Source organism: Aequorivita marina, from assembly GCF_031631895.2.
Classification (GTDB): Bacteria; Bacteroidota; Bacteroidia; order Flavobacteriales; family Flavobacteriaceae; genus Aequorivita; species Aequorivita marina.
On sequence record NZ_JAVMBW020000001.1, the window covers coordinates 181,615 to 202,185 of the forward strand.

20 protein-coding genes and 1 tRNA gene are annotated in these 20,571 nt (G+C 38.9%); 5 read left to right on the top strand and 16 right to left on the bottom strand.

All coding sequences use genetic code 11. The features are described from left to right. The first annotated feature begins 4 nt into the window (after positions 1 to 4). From QPK98_RS00795 to rlmB, 3 genes are all read left to right on the top strand, one after another. Entirely contained in the window at positions 5 to 1,438 is a 1,434-nt protein-coding gene (locus QPK98_RS00795; protein WP_310991116.1) for a RagB/SusD family nutrient uptake outer membrane protein, read from the top strand. A 20-nt stretch (positions 1,439 to 1,458) separates the two neighbouring features. Next, positions 1,459 to 1,881 (top strand): hypothetical protein, encoded by a 423-nt coding sequence (locus QPK98_RS00800; RefSeq protein WP_310991117.1) that lies wholly within the window; start codon positions 1,459 to 1,461, stop codon positions 1,879 to 1,881. A gap of 160 nt (positions 1,882 to 2,041) precedes the next feature. Next, positions 2,042 to 2,779: a 23S rRNA (guanosine(2251)-2'-O)-methyltransferase RlmB gene (gene rlmB, locus QPK98_RS00805; RefSeq protein WP_310991118.1), complete on the top strand. Its 738-nt coding sequence runs from the start codon at positions 2,042 to 2,044 to the stop codon at positions 2,777 to 2,779. Positions 2,780 to 2,785: 6 nt separating this feature from the next. Here the strand turns inward: rlmB and QPK98_RS00810 are convergent, their stop codons facing one another. Next, positions 2,786 to 3,592: a rhomboid family intramembrane serine protease gene (locus tag QPK98_RS00810; protein WP_310991119.1), complete on the bottom strand. Its 807-nt coding sequence runs from the start codon at positions 3,590 to 3,592 to the stop codon at positions 2,786 to 2,788. A 178-nt stretch (positions 3,593 to 3,770) separates the two neighbouring features. Here QPK98_RS00810 and QPK98_RS00815 point away from each other — a divergent pair, with 178 nt between their 5' ends. Next, complete coding sequence (locus QPK98_RS00815; protein ID WP_310991120.1) at positions 3,771 to 5,048, top strand: replication-associated recombination protein A; 1,278 nt, start codon at positions 3,771 to 3,773, stop codon at positions 5,046 to 5,048. On the opposite strand, the gene QPK98_RS00820 is transcribed toward QPK98_RS00815, so the two are convergent. Genes QPK98_RS00820 through radC form a run of 6 tightly spaced genes read right to left on the bottom strand, consistent with a single transcriptional unit; the run spans position 5,045 to position 10,534 of the window. Beyond that, positions 5,045 to 5,848: a hypothetical protein gene (locus QPK98_RS00820; protein ID WP_310991121.1), complete on the bottom strand. Its 804-nt coding sequence runs from the start codon at positions 5,846 to 5,848 to the stop codon at positions 5,045 to 5,047. The genes QPK98_RS00815 and QPK98_RS00820 overlap by 4 nt on opposite strands. Next, complete coding sequence (locus QPK98_RS00825; RefSeq protein WP_310991122.1) at positions 5,848 to 7,257, bottom strand: DUF5723 family protein; 1,410 nt, start codon at positions 7,255 to 7,257, stop codon at positions 5,848 to 5,850. The genes QPK98_RS00820 and QPK98_RS00825 overlap by 1 nt, the downstream gene beginning before the upstream one ends. Before the next feature lie 4 nt (positions 7,258 to 7,261). Further along, positions 7,262 to 7,810, bottom strand: a complete 549-nt coding sequence (locus QPK98_RS00830; RefSeq protein WP_310991123.1) for a hypothetical protein — start codon at positions 7,808 to 7,810, stop codon at positions 7,262 to 7,264. Between the two features lie 47 nt (positions 7,811 to 7,857). Beyond that, positions 7,858 to 8,547: a YjjG family noncanonical pyrimidine nucleotidase gene (locus tag QPK98_RS00835; protein ID WP_310991124.1), complete on the bottom strand. Its 690-nt coding sequence runs from the start codon at positions 8,545 to 8,547 to the stop codon at positions 7,858 to 7,860. Beyond that, a complete protein-coding gene (locus QPK98_RS00840) occupies positions 8,540 to 9,832 on the bottom strand; it encodes a DUF7033 domain-containing protein (RefSeq protein WP_310991126.1) in 1,293 nt (430 codons plus the stop codon). The genes QPK98_RS00835 and QPK98_RS00840 overlap by 8 nt, the downstream gene beginning before the upstream one ends. Before the next feature lie 6 nt (positions 9,833 to 9,838). Then, positions 9,839 to 10,534, bottom strand: coding sequence for a RadC family protein (radC, locus tag QPK98_RS00845; RefSeq protein ID WP_310991127.1), 696 nt, complete (start codon positions 10,532 to 10,534; stop codon positions 9,839 to 9,841). A 126-nt stretch (positions 10,535 to 10,660) separates the two neighbouring features. On the opposite strand from radC, the gene QPK98_RS00850 reads away from it, so the two are divergent. Then, positions 10,661 to 11,104: a DUF1569 domain-containing protein gene (locus QPK98_RS00850; protein WP_310991128.1), complete on the top strand. Its 444-nt coding sequence runs from the start codon at positions 10,661 to 10,663 to the stop codon at positions 11,102 to 11,104. Between the two features lie 12 nt (positions 11,105 to 11,116). Here QPK98_RS00850 and QPK98_RS00855 read toward each other — a convergent pair whose 3' ends face one another. From QPK98_RS00855 to QPK98_RS00895, 9 genes are all read right to left on the bottom strand, one after another. After that, positions 11,117 to 11,482 carry a SpoIIAA family protein gene (locus QPK98_RS00855; protein WP_310991129.1) on the bottom strand — a complete coding sequence of 122 codons (366 nt, stop codon included), beginning with the start codon at positions 11,480 to 11,482 and terminating at the stop codon, positions 11,117 to 11,119. 434 nt (positions 11,483 to 11,916) lie between these two features. Further along, positions 11,917 to 11,990, bottom strand: a tRNA-Arg gene (locus tag QPK98_RS00860). Positions 11,991 to 12,070: 80 nt separating this feature from the next. Beyond that, entirely contained in the window at positions 12,071 to 12,520 is a 450-nt protein-coding gene (locus QPK98_RS00865) for a GatB/YqeY domain-containing protein (RefSeq protein WP_310991130.1), read from the bottom strand. Between the two features lie 150 nt (positions 12,521 to 12,670). Then, positions 12,671 to 14,662, bottom strand: a complete 1,992-nt coding sequence (gene ftsZ / locus QPK98_RS00870; RefSeq protein ID WP_310991131.1) for a cell division protein FtsZ — start codon at positions 14,660 to 14,662, stop codon at positions 12,671 to 12,673. A 79-nt stretch (positions 14,663 to 14,741) separates the two neighbouring features. After that, positions 14,742 to 16,091, bottom strand: a complete 1,350-nt coding sequence (gene ftsA, locus QPK98_RS00875) for a cell division protein FtsA (RefSeq protein WP_310991132.1) — start codon at positions 16,089 to 16,091, stop codon at positions 14,742 to 14,744. Positions 16,092 to 16,095: 4 nt separating this feature from the next. After that, positions 16,096 to 16,812, bottom strand: coding sequence for a cell division protein FtsQ/DivIB (locus QPK98_RS00880; protein WP_310991133.1), 717 nt, complete (start codon positions 16,810 to 16,812; stop codon positions 16,096 to 16,098). Further along, positions 16,802 to 18,157 (bottom strand): UDP-N-acetylmuramate--L-alanine ligase, encoded by a 1,356-nt coding sequence (murC, locus tag QPK98_RS00885; protein ID WP_310991134.1) that lies wholly within the window; start codon positions 18,155 to 18,157, stop codon positions 16,802 to 16,804. The genes QPK98_RS00880 and murC overlap by 11 nt, the downstream gene beginning before the upstream one ends. Then, a complete protein-coding gene (murG, locus tag QPK98_RS00890) occupies positions 18,154 to 19,254 on the bottom strand; it encodes an undecaprenyldiphospho-muramoylpentapeptide beta-N-acetylglucosaminyltransferase (protein ID WP_310991135.1) in 1,101 nt (366 codons plus the stop codon). Before murG ends, murC begins: the two co-directional genes overlap by 4 nt. A 62-nt stretch (positions 19,255 to 19,316) precedes the next feature. Then, the gene (locus QPK98_RS00895; RefSeq protein ID WP_310991136.1) at positions 19,317 to 20,507 is read right to left on the bottom strand and encodes an FtsW/RodA/SpoVE family cell cycle protein; all 1,191 of its coding nucleotides are present in this window, start codon (positions 20,505 to 20,507) and stop codon (positions 19,317 to 19,319) included. Positions 20,508 to 20,571 lie beyond the last annotated feature (64 nt).

Consider the following 20,571-nt stretch of genomic DNA (forward strand, 5'->3'; position numbering starts at 1 on the left):
GAAAATGAAAAAAATAATTTTAAAAATATCAGTATTAGCATTGATTGTAGTAGGATTCACCTCGTGTGATTCTGAACTAGAACAAGTGCCATTCGATTCTTTTGGTAATGAAAACGCCTATCAGTCGGCAAAAGATTTCGACAACGCCATTAGAGGAGCCTACAGTGGGTTAACCAGTGGAGCTCTTTATGGCGGAAGCGATGGTGGCGGAATGCTTGACGCACCAGATGTATTGGCAGACAACGTAACCACCGCACAAGCCGGTAGAGGTTCACGTAGAGATTTACACAACTGGCGCTATACCGCATCAGACGGACCAATGTTTGGCTTATACAACGCAGCCTATGTTACTGCAAACCGTGTAAACCTTATCTTGGAAAACATAGATAATCTGGAAGGAGAAACTAAAGATAATATTATTGCAGAAGCCAAAGCAATACGTGCATTGGTTCATTTTAACGCAGTAAGTTTCTTTGGAAAAATCCCAACACAATCCGGTGATGCAAACGGTAGCTTAGGTGTAGCTTATGTTACAACAGCAGACGCAAATATGTTGCCAGCTAGAGATAACGTTGGTTCAGTATATGACAATATTGTAGCCGACCTTACCGACGCCCTAGCAAACATTAATGAATCTAATCCAGAAGGACGATTAGATAAAGAGGCTGTTGCCACTTTACTTTCAAGAGTTTATCTATATATGGGTAAAAACGATCTTGCTGCTAGCACTGCAAATATGGTAAGTACCAAGCCTGCAGCTATAGATAATGTAGTAGGTGTTTGGGAAGACGCTAGCCAAGACGGATTGTTGTTTTCCATTCCAAACGAAGTTGGAGTATTAGGAATTGGAGTTGGTGTAACCTGGGGACAGGGATCAAACCTAAACAATTTCAAGCCTGAATTTGTTGTAGCCTATGACTTCTTTACTATGTTTGAAGATGAGGATATCAGAAAAGATGCCTTTATTGCACAAGCTAGTAACGCTGGAAGTGATTTTAACATTGTTAAAAAACAATTGGGTAGAGATGGTTTAACAGACGGTACTGTAGATATCAAAATTCTACGTGCAGCTGAAGCCTACTTGAACAAAGCTGAAGCTAATTTCCGATTAGGAAATGAAACCGCTGCAAGAAATGCCCTAGACGAAGTGAGAAGTAGAAGATACTCTTCTTTTGCAGGAGGCGAAACAGGATCTGCTCTTCTAGACGCAATAAAATTAGAAAGACGTTTGGAGTTCGCTTTTGAAGGACAACGATTTTTCGACATCAAGCGTTGGGGTCAAGGCGTAGATCGTGGTGGATTTGGTGACTTAGCTGACGGTTCAGGAGTACCAACAGACGAACAAACACTACCAGCTGGAAGTAATAAGCTTCAGATGCCAATTGCACAAGGCGTTATAGACGTTAACAATAACATTCAGCAAAATCCAGGCTATTAATAATCTTTAAAAACATGAATATGAAAAATATAAGTATAGTATTAGCGGTATTCGCCTTGGTTTTTACAAGCGTTTCCTGTGAAACCTACGACGATTACGATGCAGATAGAGCCCCAATAATCGGCTTTACTCAAGCTAACGTAAATATTAAAGTACGTGAAGGAAGCACAAGAGATAAATCAGTAGATGTATATATCTCTGAAGCCGCCAGTGTTGACAGAACATTTAATGTAGTAGTAGTTGCAGACGAAACTGAAGTTGCAGCTGAAAACTACTCTTTCACAGAAACTGTTGAAATCTTAGCAAATGAAAGATTTGGTGAGGTTACAATTACTGGAATCGATGTTTCTTTAACCGAAGAGAAAACTCCACTTACCTTGCAAGTTCAATCAGGGGATGGTGTTATATCTGGAGCAAAAGTAACTGCCGAGTTATTTAAATAAATAACCTAGCACTTTTAAAACGAAGAGGCTGTCCGATTTAAATCAGACAGCCTCTTTTTTTTTAATATCAACCCAGCGATTCCTTAAATTACACTTCCAGAAACAATATCTTTGCAAGCAAAACCCAACCTATTCGCACTCAAATATTGATAAGCACGCTATGAGCAATAAAACAAACACCATTTTTGGAATCTACCCGATTGTAGAAGCCTTAAAGTCTAAAGTTGTATTTGACAAAGTCTTTGTTCAAAAAGGAATTGATAGTGACAAAATTGAAGACCTTGTCAAAAACCTGGATCGAGAAAACATTCCTGTGAGCAGGGTTCCCTTTGAAAAGCTAAATAGGCTTACCAAAGGTAATCACCAAGGCATTGTTGCCATTACCTCTCCCGTGTCTTTCCAAAGTCTCGAAAGCGTTGTAGAAAAGGCCCTGGCAAGTGAAAAAACACCATTGTTCTTAATCTTAGACCAAATAACCGATGTGCGCAACTTTGGAGCAATTCTCCGTACCGCAGAATGTACCGGCGTAGATGCTGTAATTATTCAAAAAACAGGTGGGGCACCAGTATCGGGCGATACCGTTAAAACCTCAGCAGGAGCTATCTTTAATATCCCAATTTGCAAAGTAGAACATATAAAAGATGCTATTTTCTATTTTCAAGGTTCAGGAATAACAACATTAGCAGCCACTGAAAAAACAAATACTGAGATTTACAACACAGACTTAAAAGAACCTTTAGCCATAATCATGGGCTCTGAAGGACGAGGAGTTTCAAAATCTGTTCTCAGTTTAGTAGATCAACGCGCTTCCCTCCCCCTACTCGGAGAAATTAACTCGTTGAACGTTTCGGTAGCTTGTGGTGCCTTTTTATATGAGGTTGTTCGGCAACGCAGATAGACTTATCTAATCACCCGTTTCCCGGTTACTTTTTTTATAGGTATAAACCACCCGAACACTATTGTCAGGCTTCGCGGAAATATCTTTTGCTAGAGCTTCCTTTGGTTCTTCGGTTGCTTCTTCGGTTAATTCTTCTACTGGTGGTTCTTTTGGAAGTTCAATAAAATTGCCATCCGCATCAAATTGCCGTAAAAACGGATCGTTATCGGGGTTAAAATCTTCCCTTTCCCAATCATACTTTTTAGGTGCGATTGGATTTCCTTTAAAGAAAAAAGCAAAGACTAATCCTATAAAAAAACCGGAGAGATGCCCCTCCCAGGAAATGTCCGGATCAACGGGAAACACATACCACAACATTCCGCCGTATATAAAAACAACGGCCAGAGACAATGCCGTAAGTTGATACTGTTTTGAGAAAATGCCTTTAAAAAATAAAAATGCGGCGAGCATATAGACTACGCCACTGGCACCAATATGAAAAGAAGGCCTACCAATACACCAAGTAGCCAACCCTGTTAACAATAACCCATAAATCAGCACTTTCCAACGTATCTTTCTATAAAAATAAAAAAGTGCTGACGATAGGACCAAAATAGGAACCGAGTTATTAAAAAGGTGTTTTAGGCCACTATGAATAAAGGGACTGAAAATTATACCGCGCAGGCCCTCTAGTTTTCTTGGGTACACTCCGTAACGGTTTAAGTTGATACCAAAGCGGGACTCTACCCAGAAAACAATCCAAAGCAGCATTACAAAAAGCACTGGGTAACCAATAACTTCAGGACTTAGTTTTAATGGGTTAGTATTTGTCATATTTGAAACTATAAAAGGTAATTATTCACAGGCAGAAGCTAAATGTAATTACAAAGTCTAGCTTAAATCTAGCAAAAATTCCTTGAATCACTGACTTTAGTACAAAAAATGCACCCGAAATAAAATTATGATAAATTGTCAGTGAAACCGATTTAATAAAATTGTAATTTTGAAAAATATGAATGCACCACTCGCCGAAAGAATCCGGCCAAATACGCTTGAAGAATATTTAAGTCAGCAACATCTAATTGGCCCCAAAGGCTCGTTGACCTCCCAATTAAATACGGGAATGATGCCCTCTATGATTTTATGGGGTCCACCCGGAACTGGAAAAACTACCCTTGCCAATATCGTTGCCAAACAAAGCGAACGTCCGTTTTACACCTTAAGCGCAGTAGATAGTGGCGTTGCAGCGGTTAGAGAAGTAATAGAAAAAGCAAAGAAAAGTGACAACCTCTTCTCTACCAAAAACCCCATTCTTTTTATTGATGAAATTCACCGCTTTAGCAAGTCGCAGCAAGATTCACTCTTAGGTGCTGTTGAGAAAGGTTGGGTAACACTTATAGGCGCAACAACAGAAAACCCAAGCTTTGAGGTAATCCCTGCCCTATTATCCAGGTGCCAGGTTTATGTCTTAGAATCTTTCAGCAAGGAAGATATGGAGGCCTTACTCCAGCGCGCTTTAAAAAGAGATACCATTTTAGCGCAGAAAAAGGTAGAGCTCAAAGAAACCGAAGCCATTATTAGGCTTTCTGGAGGCGATGCCCGTAAATTATTGAATATATTAGAGCTGGTAGTCCTTTCAGAAACTACTGATCAGGTTGTTATCACCAATGACCTCGTGATGCAAAAAGCACAAAAAAACACAGTTTTCTATGATAAAACTGGAGATCAGCATTACGATATCATTTCGGCATTTATAAAGTCAATTCGTGGAAGCGACCCCAATGCAGCGGTATATTGGCTAGCGCGAATGATTGAAGGCGGCGAGGATATCAAGTTTATAGCTAGGCGAATGGTGATATTGGCATCTGAAGACATCGGTATGGCAAACCCCAATGCCCTGCTGCTCGCAAACAGTACATTTCAGGCGGTAAACACTATTGGTTACCCCGAAGCTCGGATTATCTTAAGCCAGTGTGCTATATATTTGGCAACTTCGGCTAAAAGCAATGCTTCCTATAAAGCCATTGGAGAAGCCCAGCAATTGGTAAGGCAAACAGGCGATCTTTCGGTGCCGTTGTCCATAAGAAATGCACCTACCAAACTTATGAAGCAATTGGGTTACGGCGAGCAATATGAATATGCGCACAATTATGAAAGCAATTTTGTGCCACACGAATTTTTACCCGAAGAAATAAAGGGAACCAATTTTTACCGACCAGGAAACAACCCAAAGGAAAACTCCCTTAAAAACTATTTAAAGCAGCTTTGGAAGACTAAATACAACTTTTAGTTTTGAATTTTATAAACTTGTGAAGCACCATCTTTTTTAACAGTAAGGTTTCCTGAAGAATCAAATGTAGCATCCGAAACATTTCCGGCGGCATCCATATATTTCAGAATTTGATCCATTATTATAACTTTCCCCTGTAGTACTAGACCATCTTCTGCATCGGCATCCTCCTCGTATAGCGTATAACCTTCAGAAGTTTTACGCAGCAAAAAGGATTTTCCCGAATTTAGATAGCTAGAATATTTGGCGTCTGGCAATAAGTTTCCAGAATGCTTAGAAGCTTGACGTACTTTATTGTGTTTGGGTTCAAGAATTTCCTTTACCTTGGCCCTGTCAGTAGTTGAAACAGTTTTATCGCTGCGCTCCAAAAGAACAACATCTTTTTGGTCAACATGCATTAGCTCTATGCTACTAAATGCTTTACGCAAGGCATCTTGATAGGCCTTTTTATGCATTTTGAATTTACTTTTACCTTCACCACCGCGGTATACTTCTTTGTCATTACAATCTTTTAAAACCACCTGTAATTTGGTACCTAAAATGGTATTTAGTTCTTCCACATTAGCAAACAAGCCGTCACAGCGGTTTGCATTAGGAGCCGAATCGGAAAAATAGGCATTAAATCCATTTTTATCAAAATAGAACTTCGCCATGGAGTTCATTTTATATTGATCTTTTCCTTTTAAAAACTCAAACTGTTCGGGTACAACAACATAATGGTAGTCGCTTAGGTTTGTAACCTGCGAAATAGCATGGGTTCCCAGCAGCAAGCTTATGGAAAGTAGTAAATATCGTATCATTAATCGTCTATTATTAAATTAAAACCGAGTTGTAAAGATACACTTTTTGCTTTTGCCAAGTTTCCGTACGCAAGCAGATTATCTGCCGCCAAATAGAAATTGACTGTTCCCACAGTGGCAGAAACCCCAAGGCCAACATTAGAAAAAGAATACGAATCTACAGTGTATGTAGCTTTTGCAGAAAGAAATTCTGTTAGTCGTCTAAAATAATAAAACGTACCGGCCAACTGTGGTCCTTTTGGTCTAAAAGCCCCGTAAAACTGAAATCCGACCCCCTGCAAATGTAAAGTCTCTCCGCCCATATTCAAACAATCGCAGGCTCCAGAGGTAATAAACCTACCAAAGCCATAATTTATTCCAGCGTTGACCTTTACCGGTCTAAACTGGGTGTAACCCGCAGAAACTGTATCCAACTTTTGTTCCAGCTCTTCTTCAAGATTTTCATAATATGGATGTGTAGATTCTGAATCTGACAAGGGCGGAAAAAGTAAGTTTATTCCATCCAAGGTATAGCTATCTTCCTTAATTTGATAGTTTTCAACATCTTTAGTGTGAAAAATGGCACCTACATCTAATGCACTGGCCGAAATATTCAAATTTTCATTAAATTGATAGGTAAAGCCAAGGTCTAGACCTACTCCTATATTTCCACCAAAGAGTGCGCGACTTAAAATTTTCTTGGTCACCTCTCCAGTGCCTTCGGCATCACCCAATGAAGCATAACCCGAAGTTTCCATGGTAATATCAGCATTTTCAACAATATGCTCATATATATTATTGGCCTCGTCATTGCCCAAGCGCGTGGTAAAAGTTCCCGCGTTATTTACGCTTCGGAAACTAATCATACTAGAATATAGCTTTAAGCGTGCTCCCAAGGTAAGTTTATCATTAATTTTTTTATTGGCACCAAAATGATAAACCGTCATTAAATCTCCCGTTAAACTTATTTCACCCAAATCAAAATTGTAATCTACGTAATCGTGGTTTCCCTCCCATGCCAAAATGGCAAGATCTCGAGGGAAATACGCTATAAAATCAAGTTCTTGATAAATACCGCCCGAGTAATAGATATCACCCTTTGTACGCCAACCGAAATTAATTAACTCCAACTGTTGGGTAGCAGTGAAGAAATCGGTGTTTTTCATTTCAAATATTTTACGGCTAATGCGGTCATTTATATCATCGTTTCCCACTTTAAATATATCGTAAGCAGCTACTCCTGAAGCTCCTCCATTAATATGTATTTGCGAAAGAAATGGAATGCCATAGTGATTTTTCTGCGAAACTTTACTACCTGGATTCAGCAACAGCGACTGCGGCACATCGTTAAAACCGTAGAGTATCTGCTTGTTTTGCGAAACAGCAAAAAAGCCCATTAGGGAAAATATGTAAACAACTAAGTTTCGCATGGTATTAGTTCTCGAAATAGTACGTGGCCATTGACTTTAGGTTCAGTACGCCATCTAGGCTATCACTGCCAGCAGGTATAGTTACCGAAACCACCACTTTATTTGCCTTGGTCAATTCTGAAATAGCATTACCCTCTACATTTTCAATAAATTCGGTCTCCACAGGTACTGCGGTTGTACCTTGATTTACTCCAGTTTCCGTAACATACGTAGTATCGTTAAATTCACTTAAAAATTGAAAATCAACTTGAAAATCGCGTGGAATGCTATTGGTGAACTTAAAGTAAAACTCAGCCCTTTTTAAGTTTTTCATTAGAGTGCTGTCATCCAAAAACTTAACTTTTGTAGTGTCACGAAGGGTAAGAATGGGAGTTGCCGTAATGGAGTCGTAAAAATCTTCCGTTCGCAAGTTAAAATAGATAAGATTCAAATCAATAGTAGGGGTCAAAACAACATTTTCGCCTTGTTCAAAATCTGTGTTTTTTACACAAGCCGTAAAGAAGAGTACTATTAATACTGATAAGGTAAGTGGGGAAATTATTTTGTTTGTCATTAGGCATAAGCTATTAATACCTAACGAATTTACGCCTAAAATATTATTTATAGGTGATGCTTAATTTCTAAAAGTTCATTCACAAAAGGGTAAGAAGGGGATACTTTTTCTTTCCGATAATTAAAAAACAAGGTATGCATTCCCACATTGCTAGCACCGAGAATATCAGCCTCAAAACTATCCCCGATCATCATGCTTTTTTGCGGTTGGGCTGAAGCTTTTTTCAAAGCTGCATTAAACACCGATGGATGCGGTTTCTTTAAACCCACATCTTCAGAGGTAGTTACGCTCTTAAAATAGGTGTTAATACCACTTTTCTGAAGTTTTAAATGTTGCACATCTTCAAAGCCATTAGTAATTATATGCAGGTGATACTTTTTTTTCAAATAATCCAGAAGGTCAAACGTCCCCGTAAAAAGATGGTTGTCTCCGGGCAGTTCTTCTAAATAACAAGTGGCGAGCGCATCTATGATATCTAGTGAATACTTCATTTTAAACGCATCAAAAGTTTCGGTAAGCCGTCCTCTTCTAAGTTCTTCTTTGGTAATGCGTTCTTCTCGGTATGCCTTCCAATAGCCTAAATTAATAGGCTCGTATTTCTGTAAAAATTCGGTCACCGAAAGCGGGATGTTATGCTTTTGAAAAACGCGCTGAAATGCCAAACCAGAATTCCGATCAAAGTCCCAAAGGGTATGATCTAAATCAAAGAAAACATCTGTTATCACTTTGTTATACATATTTCTGAAGTTTTTCTGAAAAAATGCGGCGCCATACTTTGTTTTCTTCAATAGGGGAGAAATCTTTATTTGAAAAGATCATTGTAAAGGTACCGTTAACTTTTTCGACAGCTTCAACAGCGTTAAGTACAGTTTTTTCAATATCTGAAACATATTTTTGCTGAAAAGCGGCGGTTGACATGGCCGGCGGATGAATAATAAGCGGTGTTTTCACTTCGTAATCCAAATCATAAAATAAGAAAGGCGTACAGGTACCTGCCCTAAATCCATTTTCCTCGCGGAAGGTCATTGTAAAATCTCTTTTAACCTGTAACTCCACCAAATGACGATAAATATCGGGTAAGTTTACTACAAATTCGGCATTCATTGAGCTTACCAGTGCACGATTGGTAATTTCCTGCATTCTTCGTTTTTCATTTTTAAGCAATTCATAATTACGCAATGAATTATATGAAAAAACCAATCCTACCTCTTTATAATCAGCTACATATTTTATGAGCATCTTAAACTTTTGTCTATGGGTATTCATGCTTTCATTAAAGGAAAGCGAATTACCCAAAAGAAAGAAGATAGTAAGCTCAAAATTGCTTCTAGTAGCAATGTTTACAATCCATTTAAAAGTATCTAAGGGGTCTCGTTTTAACCCAACTATTGCCTGTGTACGAGCAATGATCTTTCTAAATTCAGCTTTAAAAAAGCTATTGATATAACCCACCACCGATCGAAAAAGCCCCTTTTGCTTATATGCGTATGGCTGGACCGCTTCAATTATAGGGTGAATGGTAATTTTTTTCTCTGGAAACTCCATTTCAGGATACACCTCTAAAAGCTTATCTTTTAACAAATACGCCCAGATATCTACTATAGGTTGCTCTAAAAAACCCTCCTTATAGGCCAAGCTTTCCGAAGCCATAAAACGCCCCATTTCATCTTTTACCTGTGGTAGGTATTCCTCGTAACGGGTTATCATATAAAAGCTAGAGGAAAAGATATCAAAAGGAAGTGCGCTACTGGACGAGACAGAAAAAAACCCGTAAGTATCGTTCCACTTTTTTACCGTAACATCAACAGATTCAATACCCTGTTGCTCCAAAAGCCCATAACTTTGAAAAAAGAGTTCGTTCCCCATCGGCTTTTTTCCATAGGAAATTTTTGGACCGCTATGGGCAATAAATTCTTCTATACCCGAGGTAAAGGTGAGGTCAATTCCTAAAATACGTAAGCCAATATGCTTAAAAATATAAGAAATTCGGGGCGTGAGTTTTTTGGTGTAGATTAACAGCATAAGGAGTTACAACATATTTTCATCGGCAAAGCTAAAATACGATTTTTCGGTAACTATAAGATGATCCAGCACCTTTATGTCTAGACTATCGCCCGCTATTTTTAGTTTTTTGGTTAATTGAATATCTGCGTGACTTGGTTTTAAGGTACCTGAAGGATGGTTATGGGTTAAAATAATACCTACCGCGCCAAGCTGAAGCGCTTCCTTAAACGCCAAGCGAATATCCACAAGTGTACCAGTAATGCCCCCTTTGCTTAATTGTGAAGTCTTTATCACTTTGTTTGAATTGTTTAAATAGATAATCCAGAATTCCTCATGCGGAAGCTCGCCAATTATAGGCTGAATAAACTCAAAGACTGAATTGCTAGATGTAATTTTTTCCCGTTCCAATGCCTCGCCAGTTCGTCGCCTTCGGCCTAGTTCCATGGCAGCGGCAATACAAACTGCCTTTGCCTGGCCAACACCCTTAAACTCCATTAATTCGGCTATTGAGAGCCTTCCCAATTCGCTTAAATTATTGGCTACAGAAGCTAAGATGCGTTTACTGAGCGAAACTGCGCTTTCATTACGGCTACCCGAACTAATTAGAATAGCCACAAGTTCGGCATCGCTAAGGGCAACGCGACCTTTTAGCAACATCTTTTCTCTTGGGCGATCGTCTTCATTCCAGTTTTTGATGGAAAATGAGTTGTTTTCTTCCATACCTAATTCTATTTCCCTAAAGATAAGCATGAATGTTTAAACGCTGCATCAAATTTTAAAAACAATGCCGCAATTCATAAAAACAGCAAATAATTTAATAGCTTTAGCGTATGTAAAAACTACAAAATGAATTCATTATTTAATCCCGAAGCCTATTCCGAAATTTTAGATAGAATAAATAAACTGTCTAAAAACTCCCAAAAAGAATGGGGCAAGATGACCGTAGGGCAAATGCTGCATCACTGTCAAGGCACATTAAATATTATGCTAAAAGATGATGATTATGGTTTAAAACCAAATTTCTTGGCCAAATTGTTCTTTAAAAAAATGCTTTATAACGATACCCCATATCGCAAGAATCTACCTACCGCCAAGTTTTTAAAAGAGCGCGAACCCAAGGATTTTGATATTGAAAAGAAGGAGCTTAACCTATTACTGGCCAATTTTAAAAGCCAGCGCCATAAAGAAGAATGGAAAAAGCACCCGGGCTTTGGTTATTTTACCAAGCAGCAATGGGGCCAGATGCAGTATAAGCATTTAGACCATCACCTTAAACAGTTTGGAGTTTAGTAAAACCCTGACTTAGTTTTCCTGTTTTTTTAACCAATTTAAACCTTTCTGTCTTTCGTCTAAGGAAAACCCTTCTATCTTCATTCCCGGAACAACCGCTCCTAAGGCTTCCAATGAATTTTCAAGCATTTTCTTGTCGGTCACTATTGCTACAGACTTTATAGCCTGCCAGTAATGCAGACCCGCTTTAAAATCTTCCCACATTGCTTTGGCCGTATAATCTAAGTTGTCTATTTCAACAAAAAGCTTGATGGCTCCGTTCATGGTTTTGTGTTTTTCTAGTAATGGATTGAGTTGGTCGTAATCGGTTTCGGTGGTTTTTCCAGAAATCACAACACCCAAAATATCTTCGGGAATTCCGTTAATTATTGTAAACATAATAGCTGTTTTTGTTTAACTTATTTTCATCCAAAAAGGTAAAAATAATGCAAGAAAAACCGTAATAAAGTCGTATTAATTAACAGATTTTTAATGAGTTGGAACACATTTTTAAGCGTGGAAGAGTAAGGTGAATCTCGGAAGTAAAAATTGAATATAATGACTTTCGGCAAGCTCGACACATAGTAATAGTTTACATAGCCCTAGAGCAGGCAATGTTGCAAATAAGAAACAATACGCTGCAAAAAACCAGCACCTGTTTTTTTGAGGTATTCACAAAAAAAACCACATCCTAACGAACGTGGTTTTTTGATTGTCGTGACCGCGAAGGGATTACCTTCAGTGATCCCTAAAAGCTCCGTTTTGAAAATATAAAAGGCAATTCTAAAATTTTGAGCGAGCTCAATTTTAGAATTGCCTTTACTATTTATTCGTGACCGCGAAGGGATTCAAACCCCCAACCCTCAGAGCCGAAATCTGATGCGCTATTCAGTTGCGCCACGCGGCCGTAATTTAGTATTTAATATTCAGTACGCAGTGTTCAGTATCCTAACGTACACTTTATTCAAGCAACCCTTCCTATTTATTTTAGGAAAGCTTTTCTTTTACAACTGATGAAATGGTTTTACCATCAGCTCTTCCTGCTACTTTAGCACTGGCCAACCCCATAACCTTTCCCATATCAGCCATAGAAGAAGCTCCAGTTTCAGCGATTATCTCTTCCACCAATTTGCTAACCTCATCTGTACTTAATTGCTTAGGTAAAAATTGCTCAATAACCTTTGCTTGTATCAATTCTGGCTCAGCAAGGTCTGGACGATTTTGCTGCGTATAAATGGCAGCGCTATCCTTACGTTGCTTTACTTGTTTTTGCAAGAGCTTTAGTGCCTCTTTTTCAGATAATCCATCTTTAGAAGCCGCTTCCGTCTGTGCCAAAAGCAAGGCAGATTTCACAGAACGCAATGCCTCTAATGATTGTGTGTCCTTAGCTTTCATAGCGGCCTTCATAGCCTCCATAACCTTTTCCTGTAAGCCCATTTCTGTATTTTTATAGACTGCGAATATACTGAATAAACCGTAAATGTGAAACAGATAAATGTTCGATTTATGACTTGGCTTAAATATTTACAAAAAAGACCCGAAATCTAAAGTGGATTTCAGGTCTTGCATTAAGTGTTAATCTTAAATTTAATCTACATTGTCGTGTAAGAAGGAATTGTTTTTACGCAATTCAATTTCATCATCTTCACTATTAACAGAAGTACGCGAAATATTCGATTCGTTTTTAGTTTCGTCCAGATCAATGCCCATACGCTTATAAGCAGGCTGTTTTTCTATCTCGTCTATTCGCGAGGGACTATTCTTAAACTTATAGTTAAACTCCTTCATTTTTCTTTTTCGCTCTTCGGCACGATCCTTAAGCACTTTAGAAATTGGCGAATTTAAAGGATCCTCGGCTTCTTGAGGCTCCTTTTCTTCGGTTTGGGGAGCTGACTCCGTTCTGGTTTGAAACTCCATTTCTTCATCTACTTCCTTTTTTTCGGCAGCTTTTGATGGTTTCGCACTGTTTAAATGCTCCTCCACATCTTGATAATCATCTAAACTATAGCGTTTTATGCCGTCGTTAGAAACCTCTGTAACCGGAACAACTTCAACGTGATCTTGAACTTCAATTTCATTTAATTCTGAAAATTTTGGCTCATCATTTTCTCTTTTTTCCGAAGTGTTTTTAGAGCTTGAGTTAATAGGAAGGTCAAACATCAACATTTGATCATCATTTTCTTCAGCAGCCATTTCAGAAGTATTCATCTCTTCCTGCTCTTCAGGTTTTGAAGCATCTACAATAACAAAATCATTAACGTCTATTTTATTTAATTCAGCTTGATCAACGTGCTCAACATTATTTGCCTTCACTTCTTCATAGGAAATATCAAGGCTTTTTAACAATGCCGTGGTTTCAACATAGCCTTCAAAAGGCGGTTCTTCCTTCTCCTCTTCCTCTTCGGTATCAAACAAAGTGTGCTTTATTACAGGCGCTTCAGTTTCAGCTTTGGGCTGTGGCTTAGGCTTTGGTTTCTCTGGTAAAGGAACAGATGCAGCAGTGGTTTTTGGTGTTAGGTTTTGCTCTGCTTTTTGCTCTTCACCAAGGTTATGAATAATTTTCTTAGCCTCGGTATTTACAATTTCGTTTTGTTGTTCAAAATTAAAGCCAGTTGCAATAACGGTAATTGATATTGATCCTTCTAGGCTTTCCTCTTCGCCAACCCCCATAATAATATTGGCGCTGTGGCCAGCTTCATTTTGAATATGATCACTTATTTCGCCTATTTCGTCAATCGTAATTTCATCTGATCCAGAAACGATAAGCAACAATACGTTTTTGGCTCCTTTTATTTTATTGTCGTTAAGCAATGGCGAATCCAAAGCGCGACCAATTCCTTCTTTAGCCCTGTTGGCACCAGAAGCAGTAGCGCTTCCCATGATTGCGGTGCCACTATTTGAAAGTACGGTTTTGGCATCGCGAAGGTCAATGTTTTGCGTATAGTGGTGCGTAATTACTTCGGCTATACCACGAGCAGCGGTGGCCAAAACTTCATCAGCTTTTGAAAAACCAGCCTTAAAGCCTAAGTTTCCATAAACATCACGCAATTTATTATTATTGATAACCACTAACGAATCTACATTAGCACGTAGTTTTTCAACGCCAATTTGAGCCTGTTCATTTCTGGTTTTTCCCTCAAACTGGAAAGGAATAGTAACTATACCCACCGTTAAAATGTCCATATCCTTGGCCATTTTTGCAATAATTGGAGCTGCACCAGTACCGGTTCCACCCCCCATTCCTGCAGTGATAAAAACCATTTTGGTGTTAGTGGTAAGCATACTGCGGATCTCCTCCATGCTTTCAACAGCAGATTGTTCGCCTACCATTGGGTTTGCTCCTGCGCCTAAGCCCTCGGTTAAGGATACTCCCAACTGGATTTTAATAGGTACGGGGCTGTTTTCCAATGCTTGTGAATCTGTGTTACATATTACAAAATCGACTCCCTTTATGCCCTGACTGAACATGTGGTTAATAGCGTTACTTCCTCCGCCTCCTACGCCAATTACCTTAATCACGTTTGATTGGTTCTTGGGCAGATCGAATGAAATGTTATCAAATTCTGTGTTGCTGCTCATAATTATTATTTTTTTATTGCAATTTTTATTTTCTTCTACTCGTTATTCCCGATTTTTATAGGACTAAAATTGGACGCTTTTACTCGGCATTATCCAAAAATTCCTTAAATTTTTCGGCCCATTTATCAAAAAACCCTTGTCGATCTTTTCGGGTTTTTCCTTTTTGTTTTTCTTCAACTTCTGGCTGTTCTTCCTCCTTTTCTTCATGTTCTATTTCCTGTTTCACTTTTTCTTCATCGGGAAATCGTTTCATCAACGATGATTTTCCCTTACTCTCCAAGCTGTTCAGCACTAAACCAACTGCAGTGGCATACATTGGGCTTGTAGTTTCAGCATCGCTGTCGCCGGCCAAATGCTCATTGGGGTAACCTATACGGGTGTCCATTCCAGTAAAATACTCAACCAACTGTTTTATATGCTGAAGCTGTGCTCCGCCACCAGTTAGCACTATTCCGGCAATAAGTTTCTTTTTTTGATCTTCATGGCCGTAGTTTTTGATTTCCATATACACCTGCTCAATAATCTCTTTTACGCGAGCATGGATTATTTTTGAAAGATTTTTTAAACTGATTTCTTTAGGCTCTCTTCCACGAAGCCCAGGAATTGAAACTATTTCGTTATCCTTATTTTCACCCGGCCAAGCAGACCCAAATTTTATCTTTAGGAGTTCGGCTTGCTTTTCTATGATAGAACAACCTTCCTTTATATCTTCGGTAATAACATTTCCGCCAAAAGGAATTACAGCTGTATGCCGAATAATGCCATCTTTAAAAATTGCCACATCAGTAGTTCCGCCGCCAATATCAACCAATGCTACTCCAGCTTCCTTTTCTTCTTGACTCAAAACCGCTTTTGCGGAAGCCAAAGGCTCTAAAGTAATAGCTGAAAGTTCGAGACCAGCACTTTTTATACACCTACCCACATTCCGGATGGAAGACACTTGCCCCACAACTACGTGGAAATTTGCTTCCAAACGCGCCCCGTACATTCCTATAGGCTCCGTAACTTCTGCTTGGCTATCCACCTTAAAATCTTGAGGCAATACGTGCAAAATTTCTTCACCAGGGAGCATAACCAGTTTGTGTACTTGGCCACAAAGACTGTCTATATCATTCTCGGTTATTACCTCTTCTCCGTCTTCGCGCGTTATGTAATCACTGTGTTGCAGACTTCGTATATGCTGTCCTGCAATACCTACTACAACCTCTGATATTTTTATTCCAGAAGCCGTTTCAGCATCCTGTACCGCTTGTTGGATAGACTGAATGGTTTGGGTAATGTTGTTAACCACCCCACGATGTACGCCAAGACTTTTCGCCTTCCCGATTCCTAAAATCTCCATTTTGCCATAATCATTCTTTCTTCCAATCATAGCAACTATCTTAGTAGTTCCAATGTCTAATCCTACAGCAATATTCTCATTTTCCATAGCCTTATTTTTTTGTGGCAATTACCTGACTGTCAAATTTTAGATTGATTTTATCATACCCAAAAAATGTACTGTCTTCTTTTGTTTTTTTATAAAATGCTTTAAAGTTCTTAAACTTTTTATCAATGTTTTTTGGTGCTCCAAACAACACTTTTAAGTTTGTTTTTCGCAGTTCCAATTCAATATCTCCATTCTTTCTTCTATCCAGCCCCACAACGCTCGTTTGCATAAATTCATCATCTCTAATTTTAAGCAACAAGCTTGTAAGTTCAGTAAAATTAGAATCTGATGATCCCGTAACTAATGGCACTCTTGCCGAATAAACCTCTGACAACGGCATTGCTTTTCCGTCTGAATCTATGTAATAGTCAGGCGAAGCCGACACTCGACCAATGGGCTTGCGCTGTTCAATTTTTACACCTAGCGCCGCATCTACAGTTACATAGACCTGTGCATTCCGAACCATAGGGTTCTTTAACACCCGTTGTTCCATCTCTCTCAAAACTAAGGCTTCTTTCCCTATGTCCGTTAGCTTGTCATGATTTTGTATCAACAATTTATTAACTGTATTGTGCGTTATAAAAGGACTGTCATCATTTACAAATTCAACTTCAACTTTTGTTATCTTCCTAGCATCATTTCGCTTCTTAGTAAAACTGAAAAGAAAGCCAAGCAAACCAAGCAAAAACACAAATTTTAATATTTCTAAACTATGCTTCATCTTTCAGTTTTTCAGTTATTTTTGCTACTTCTGAACCAATATCGCCGGCGCCGACCAATAATTTTATCCTGCATTTGGATTTCAGCATAACTTCGGGCAAAGCCGATTTAAAAACCAACCTCTTTTCAACCGCAGTAACCTGATTTAACAACCATTGCGAACTTACACCCGCAATAGGCTCTTCCCGGGCGGGATAAATATCAAGTAAGACTACTTCATCAAATTTGGAGAGACTTTTTGCAAAATCTTCGGCGAAGTCTCGCGTTCTACTGAACAGATGGGGCTGAAAAACAATTTGCTTATGATCATCTGGATACATTTCAGACACGGCTTGATATAACGCATCGAGTTCCGTAGGATGATGAGCATAATCATCAATCAACACCATTTTTTCAGTTTTAATTTTATATGAAAACCGTCTTTTAACGCCTTTAAATGTTGCTAAAGCACTGGGCAAATCATCTTTTGGAGCCCCGGCCAAAACCGCCATCCCCAAGGCCATAATAGCATTGGTTAAATTGTGATGCCCTGGTAGATTAAACCTTAACCCCCTAAATGTTTCTAAAGGCGTACATAAGTCGAAAACATAAGCTCCATCCTCAATTTTTACATTTTCAGCCCTATAATCTGCTGTATCCTCAACAGCCACCGTTTTGCCCGCAAGCGGAAGCCCTTGTTTTATTAAAACCCTTTCTTTGTCTTGCACCAAATTGGCAAAATCTTTAAAAGTATTTTCTAGCTCTGATGCATTGCCATAAATATCCAAATGGTCGGCATCCATTGAAGTGATGCATGTAATATCTGGTTGAAGCTGCAAAAAAGAACGATCAAACTCATCGGCTTCTAGAACAGTTATTTGGCCGCCCTTAAAAATGAAATTTGAGTTGTAATTTTCTGCAATTCCTCCTAAAAATGCGGTAACGGGCATGTTGCATTCTGCCAGTAAATGCCCTAAAATAGCGGTAGTTGTAGTTTTTCCATGTGTTCCCGCAACGGCCAAACAAAGTGTGTTTTTAGATACTGCCCCCAATAAAGCGGCTCGTTTTATAATTGAAAAGCTCTTTGATTGAAAATACTTTAAAATAGCGTTGTTCTCCGGAACTGCCGGCGTATAAACAACTAGAACTTTGTTTTTAGAAACTATGGCTTCCGGAATTGTAGCGCTATCATCTTTAAAAGCAACTGGAATTCCTTCAGCTATCAAAGCATCGGTTAAAGCGGTTGAAGTTTTATCATAACCATATACAGCTTTCCCCTGCATCTTAAAATAACGGGCAAGTGCACTCATGCCAATACCGCCGATGCCTACAAAATAAAAGCTTTGTATGTTTTTAAGGTTATTCAATTTGCTGTGTTTTTCAATAATTGTTCTATTTCTTCAACTATATGCCGTGTTGCATTTGGTTTTGCAAGTTTTTTTAAATTTTTTGAAAGCTCCTTTTGCTTTTCTTCGGAATTAATTAATTCTAAAAACTCACTTTCAAAACTGGAATCTAGGTCATTCTCTCGAATTAAAACAGCTGCATCTTTTTCTGAGACTGACATTGCGTTTTTAGTTTGGTGATCTTCCGCCACGTTTGGCGAAGGAATAAACAATACTGGTTTTCCTACCAAACACAATTCAGAAACCGAAAGCGCCCCTGCTCTTGAAATAATAATGTCTGCCGCTGCATAAGCCAAATCCATTCTATTTAGGAAAGTATGCACCTGTACCGTTTCATTTCCGCTGTTTTTATAGGTCTCTTCATAGTATTTGCCACACTGCCAGATTACCTGAAGATTATTTTTATGAAACAGAGGCAAAGACTTTTTAATAAGCTGGTTTATGCTTCTTGCCCCTAAGCTTCCACCGAGAACTAAAAGCGTTTTCTTTTCTTTATTCAGATTGAAGAATGATATGGCTTCTTCTCTTTTTTCAGTAATGTTTAGTAAATCCTGGCGTACAGGATTTCCCGTTAGTTCAATTTTTTCTGGTGGAAAGAACTTTTCCATTCCTTCATAGGCCACACAAATTTTTTGAACGCGTCCACTTAACCATTTATTTGTGATTCCGGCGTGGCTGTTTTGCTCCTGAATAAGGCAGGGAACACCTCGCATGGCAGCCATACGCAACAATGGAGCGCTAGCATACCCACCTGTCCCTATAGCAACATCTGGTTTAAAATCCTTAAGAATACCGTAAGATTTACGCAAGCTGGAAACAAGTTTTAGCGGAAACACTAAGTTCTGCAAAGACAGGCTTCGTTGTAACCCAGAAATCCAAAGCCCTTTAATTTTATAGCCTGCTTGTGGTACTTTTTCCATCTCCATTCGATCTTTGGCGCCGACAAATAAAAATTCAGCATCGGCAAAACGAGACTTCAATTCGTTAGCAATAGCAACGGCAGGATAAATATGCCCTCCGGTACCTCCGCCTGATATGATGAATTTTTTAGGTTTCACTTCTCTTTACTCTTTTCTTTTTTCTCTCTATTCTTTTAAACGATTAATAGCTCGTTCTTAGCTTAAATTGTTTCACTTAATACATCTAATGGGTTTTCTTCTGCTTCTTCTTTTGCAACCACCTCTCGTTTTGCACTTACACTTAAAATCATTCCTATTGCCAAGCACGTCATCCAGATTGAAGTTCCCCCGCTACTAATCAATGGCAAATTTTGTCCTGTTACCGGAAACAGCTCTACCGCAACAGCCATGTTTATCATCGCCCTAAAAATAATGGGCAAGCCTACGCCAATTACTAACAACTTGCCGAATATGGATGCAGATTTATGCGCCACTATTACAATTCTAAACAATAAAAACAAATACAATAACAATAGAAACAGACCTCCTAGAAGTCCGAACTCCTCAACGATTATCGCATAGATAAAATCTGATGATGACTGTGGCAAAAAGTTTTTCTGAACGCTTTTTCCAGGACCCAAGCCCGAAATACCTCCAGATGCAATAGCAATTTTGGCTTTTTCTATTTGGTAATCAGCCTCTGTGTCTTTATTATCGGTATAGTTCTCTACCCTGTTTATCCAAGTGTCCACACGGTTTGGAAACGTTCCCGGAAATGCTTTTGCCGTAAGCACAAAAAGGGTAAGAAAAATTAAACCGGCACCTAAAATTATACCCAGATACCGCAAAGGATACCCCCCTACAAACACCAAAGCCACTACCATTGCAAAGAATATGGCCGTTGTAGAGAAATTGGCAGGCAAAATGAGTGCGAGCACCAAAAATACCGGAACCCACAAAGGCAGAATAGTCTGTTTGAAAGTAAGCGTTTTATCCTTTACTCGCGATAGATAACCCGCTACATACGTTAACATTACCACACCTGCCAAAGTTGAAGTTTGAAAGGTAACTCCTACAAACGGCACCCGAATCCAACGACTGGCATTAGCTCCATCTATGGTTGTACCTTCAGCAATTGTAAGAGCCAGCAACACAATAACAAATGGAATCGCTATAATTGAGAGGCCTCGGAAATAATGAAACGGAATTTTATGAACCCCGTACAAAATCGCGAAACCTAATACTAAATGTGCAAAATGCCAGAACAGAAACGGAAACGTACTTCCATCGCCATACAGGTATGCCAGGTTACTGCTGGCACTGTAAACAGGCATAAAGGAAATAAGTGCCAGAAGGCCTACAACTCCCCAGATTGCCCGATCGCCCTGTATGTATTTAAAAATATTTCGCACTTTTTATTCTATATTCTTTTTTACTTCTTGTTCTTGTAACGGCACCGACTTTCTCTTTTCTACT

Coding starts and splice junctions, on each gene's coding strand:
- ftsZ (WP_310991131.1), bottom strand. CDS start 14,662: ATGAGCAGCAACACAGAATTTGATAACATTTCATTCGATCTGCCCAAG.
- QPK98_RS00880 (WP_310991133.1), bottom strand. CDS start 16,812: ATGAAGCATAGTTTAGAAATATTAAAATTTGTGTTTTTGCTTGGTTTG.
- QPK98_RS00840 (WP_310991126.1), bottom strand. CDS start 9,832: ATGCTGTTAATCTACACCAAAAAACTCACGCCCCGAATTTCTTATATT.
- QPK98_RS00850 (WP_310991128.1), top strand. CDS start 10,661: ATGAATTCATTATTTAATCCCGAAGCCTATTCCGAAATTTTAGATAGA.
- QPK98_RS00855 (WP_310991129.1), bottom strand. CDS start 11,482: ATGTTTACAATAATTAACGGAATTCCCGAAGATATTTTGGGTGTTGTG.
- QPK98_RS00795 (WP_310991116.1), top strand. CDS start 5: ATGAAAAAAATAATTTTAAAAATATCAGTATTAGCATTGATTGTAGTA.
- QPK98_RS00825 (WP_310991122.1), bottom strand. CDS start 7,257: ATGCGAAACTTAGTTGTTTACATATTTTCCCTAATGGGCTTTTTTGCT.
- rlmB (WP_310991118.1), top strand. CDS start 2,042: ATGAGCAATAAAACAAACACCATTTTTGGAATCTACCCGATTGTAGAA.
- radC (WP_310991127.1), bottom strand. CDS start 10,534: ATGGAAGAAAACAACTCATTTTCCATCAAAAACTGGAATGAAGACGAT.
- QPK98_RS00815 (WP_310991120.1), top strand. CDS start 3,771: ATGAATGCACCACTCGCCGAAAGAATCCGGCCAAATACGCTTGAAGAA.
- ftsA (WP_310991132.1), bottom strand. CDS start 16,091: ATGGAAAATGAGAATATTGCTGTAGGATTAGACATTGGAACTACTAAG.
- QPK98_RS00820 (WP_310991121.1), bottom strand. CDS start 5,848: ATGATACGATATTTACTACTTTCCATAAGCTTGCTGCTGGGAACCCAT.
- QPK98_RS00830 (WP_310991123.1), bottom strand. CDS start 7,810: ATGACAAACAAAATAATTTCCCCACTTACCTTATCAGTATTAATAGTA.
- QPK98_RS00800 (WP_310991117.1), top strand. CDS start 1,459: ATGAAAAATATAAGTATAGTATTAGCGGTATTCGCCTTGGTTTTTACA.
- QPK98_RS00835 (WP_310991124.1), bottom strand. CDS start 8,547: ATGTATAACAAAGTGATAACAGATGTTTTCTTTGATTTAGATCATACC.
- QPK98_RS00810 (WP_310991119.1), bottom strand. CDS start 3,592: ATGACAAATACTAACCCATTAAAACTAAGTCCTGAAGTTATTGGTTAC.
- QPK98_RS00865 (WP_310991130.1), bottom strand. CDS start 12,520: ATGGGCTTACAGGAAAAGGTTATGGAGGCTATGAAGGCCGCTATGAAA.